Annotated in this window: 2 protein-coding genes and 1 pseudogene; 1 reads left to right on the top strand and 2 read right to left on the bottom strand. The window is 73.7% G+C overall.

What is annotated here, in order from left to right:
• Positions 1-93 precede the first annotated feature (93 nt).
• Positions 94-1,371 (bottom strand): DUF6986 family protein, encoded by a 1,278-nt coding sequence (locus tag TR48_RS38345; protein WP_042375612.1) that lies wholly within the window; start codon positions 1,369-1,371, stop codon positions 94-96.
• A 158-nt stretch (positions 1,372-1,529) separates the two neighbouring features.
• Between TR48_RS38345 and TR48_RS46185 the strand changes: the two are divergent.
• Positions 1,530-1,991 (top strand): annotated as a pseudogene (locus TR48_RS46185) (MFS transporter); the annotation flags it as partial.
• A 61-nt stretch (positions 1,992-2,052) separates the two neighbouring features.
• Here the strand turns inward: TR48_RS46185 and TR48_RS46180 are convergent.
• Complete coding sequence (locus TR48_RS46180; protein ID WP_042375609.1) at positions 2,053-2,463, bottom strand: DUF3052 family protein; 411 nt, start codon at positions 2,461-2,463, stop codon at positions 2,053-2,055.
• Positions 2,464-2,680 lie beyond the last annotated feature (217 nt).

Below are 2,680 nucleotides of genomic sequence, written 5' to 3'. Positions count from 1 at the left end.
TTCCAGTGGATTTCGTCTTCCCGTTCCGTCCTCGTCGGGCCGGTCACCGGGGCAACTCGATCGACTGTACGCGACCCTGGCCGCAGGTCCAAATCAGCGCCCGGCCAGCGCGTCGAGCGCCTTGCGGTCGAGGCCTGCGGCCTTCTCGACCTCGGTCGCGTCGACGGCGCCGCAGTCCAGCCCGCGCAGCAGATAGCCGCTGAGCGCCTTCGCGGTCGCGGGCTCGTCCATGACGTCGCCGCCGGTGCGGGCGACGTATGCGGCGAGGCGGGCGGCGGCCGCGCCAAGGCCCTCGCGATAGAAGGAGTAGACGGCGGCGTAGCGGGTGGGCAGGTGGCCGGGGTGCATGTCCCAGCCCTGGTAGTACGCGCGCTCCAGCGAGCGGCGGACGAGGCGGTGGTGCAGCTGCCAGGCGGCGTGGACCTGCTCCGTGGGGCCGGTGGGGATCACGTTCGTCGAGCCGTCGGACAGACGCACGCCGGTGCCGGCCGCCGCGACCTGCATGACGGCCTTGGCGTGGTCGGCGACGGGGTGTTCCATGCTCTGGTAGGCCGCGCTCACACCGCAGGAGGCGCTGTAGTCGAAGGTGCCGTAGTGCAGGCTGGTCGCCCGGCCGCCCGCGGCCTCGATCATGCGGGCCACGGTGGCCCGGCCGTCCGCGCCGAGGATGGCCTGGGTGGTCTCGATCTGGATCTCGAACCCGATCCGTCCCGCAGGAAGGCCGGTTGCCTCCTCGAAGCCGGCGAGGAGCCGGGCCATCGCGGCGACCTGCTCGGGGTACGTGACCTTGGGGAGCGTCAGCACCAGGCCCTCGGGGAGGGCGCCGTCGCCCGCGTCGAGCAGGCCGGTGAGGAAGAGGTCGAGGGTGCGGACGCCCCGGGCGCGCACGGCGGACTCCATGCACTTCATCCGGATGCCGACGAACGGCGGCGCGGTCCCGTCTGCGACCGCCTCGGCGACCAGGCGCGCGGCGCGCTCGGCGGCGGCGTCCTCCTCGGCGTCGGGGCGCGGGCCGTAGCCGTCCTCGAAGTCGATGCGCAGGTCCTCGACGGGCTCGCGCTCGAGCTTGGCGCGGACGCGGTCGTGGACGTCGACGGCGAGCGGGGCGTCAATCTGGCCGACCACGGCGGCGAGGGCCGCGGCGTCGGGGGCGTGCCGGTCCAGGAGGTCGAGGGCCTGGCGGCCCCAGTCGCCGACCAGGTCGCCGACGCCGCGCTCGGCGAGTGCGTCCGCCGGGACGTAGACGGTGTGGACGGGCTGCCGGGTGCCCGGGTCGCCCGGGTAGCGTGCGGCAAGGTCGGCGTCGACCCCGGCGAGGTCGGCTTCGATGCGCTCCCGCAGAGTGCTGGAGAACGTGGTTCGCGCGGCCATGACTTCCCCTTCGCCCGACCTCGGATGAGCACCTCGGCCCAGTCAACAGTTTGTTGACGCGACGCTATCCGCGCGCCACAGCCGCGTCAACAGTTTGTTGCAACGGGCGCCCGTCGCTCCGGAAAACGGATTGCTGTGCGATCACCCACCCGATAGGGATGCCCGGTGACCACAGCCCTCGCACCCGTCCGCCACCGCCCGTTCCGACTGCTCGTCGCCGGGCGCGCCGCGAACATGCTGGGGAACGGGGTCGCCCTGGCACGTTCGCCGCCTTCGCGCTGCCCGCATCCGGCGCCCTGCTGCCGCAGACCGTCCCCGCCGAGGAGCGGATGAGCGCGAACGCGCTGAACCGCATGGCCGCCAACGGCGCGATGATCGGCGGCGCGGCGCTGGGCGGTGTCGTCGTCGGCGCGTTCGGACCGGGCTGGGGTCTCGCGATCGACGCGGTCACCTTCGCGTGCGCGGGTCTGCTCTTCGCGCTCGTCCGCGTCCCCGCACTCAGCGGGAGCGGCGCTGACGGGGCCGCGGACGGCGGCAAGCCCGGACTGCTGCACGAACTGCGGGAGGGCTGGGAGGAGTTCGTGCTGCGGCGTTGGGTCTGGGTGATCGTGCTCGGGTTCGACTTCCTCAACGCCGCGTTCAGCGGCCCCCACGCCTGCGCACGCGCGCGCCGACGCGTCGTCAGCGTGCCGGGCGGTTCTCCTTGCGCCACACGAACGCGAGGCCGGACCAGTCCTCCCCCACCGCAGCGACCTTCACGTCCACAACGCCGAGCGGCAGCATCAGCTCGCGCAGGTCGTTGTCGGTGATCTCGCTGGCGTGCCCGGCCGCACGGCGCGGCCACAGCAGCCACAGACAGGAGTGCGGCAGCAGCCCGGTGACCAGCTTGTCCGCGTCGGCCCGCAGGTCGTCCGACCTCCGGTAGAAGGCGAGGACCACGTCCGCCTCCTCCGGCCGCGCGTCCAGGCGCACACCCTCGGGCACGGCAGGCGGCGGCCAGTCCGCGGGCGCGCGCCACAGCGCGACGCGGCAGCCCGGCTTGATCCGCAGCTTCTTGGCCAGCGGGGTGCCGGAGTAACCGGAGTCCGTCATGGCTCCGATCCTCCCATCCCGCAGGCCGCGAGGCTCGCGGTGCGGCGCGGGTGCGTTTGCGCTCAGCCGTCCAGGTGGGCCAGCACTTGGTCGACGAAGGCCTCCGGTTCCTCGCTCCAGAGCCGGTGACCGGCCTCGGGGAGCACGACGAGGCGACTGCCCGGGTGCAGTTCGGCGGCGAGCCGGGCCGGTGCGGTGCCGGCGACGCCGTCGCGGC

This window comes from Streptacidiphilus neutrinimicus, assembly GCF_000787815.1.
In the GTDB taxonomy this organism is placed as follows: Bacteria; Actinomycetota; Actinomycetes; order Streptomycetales; family Streptomycetaceae; genus Streptacidiphilus; species Streptacidiphilus neutrinimicus.
The sequence above is the reverse complement of the archived record's forward strand: the minus strand, read 5'-3'. Positions and strand labels throughout refer to the sequence as shown.

What these genes read in the sequence shown, in the direction of transcription:
- TR48_RS46180 (WP_042375609.1), bottom strand. Translation starts at nt 2,463, where the DNA reads ATGACGGACTCCGGTTACTCCGGCACCCCGCTGGCCAAGAAGCTGCGG.
- TR48_RS38345 (WP_042375612.1), bottom strand. Translation starts at nt 1,371, where the DNA reads ATGGCCGCGCGAACCACGTTCTCCAGCACTCTGCGGGAGCGCATCGAA.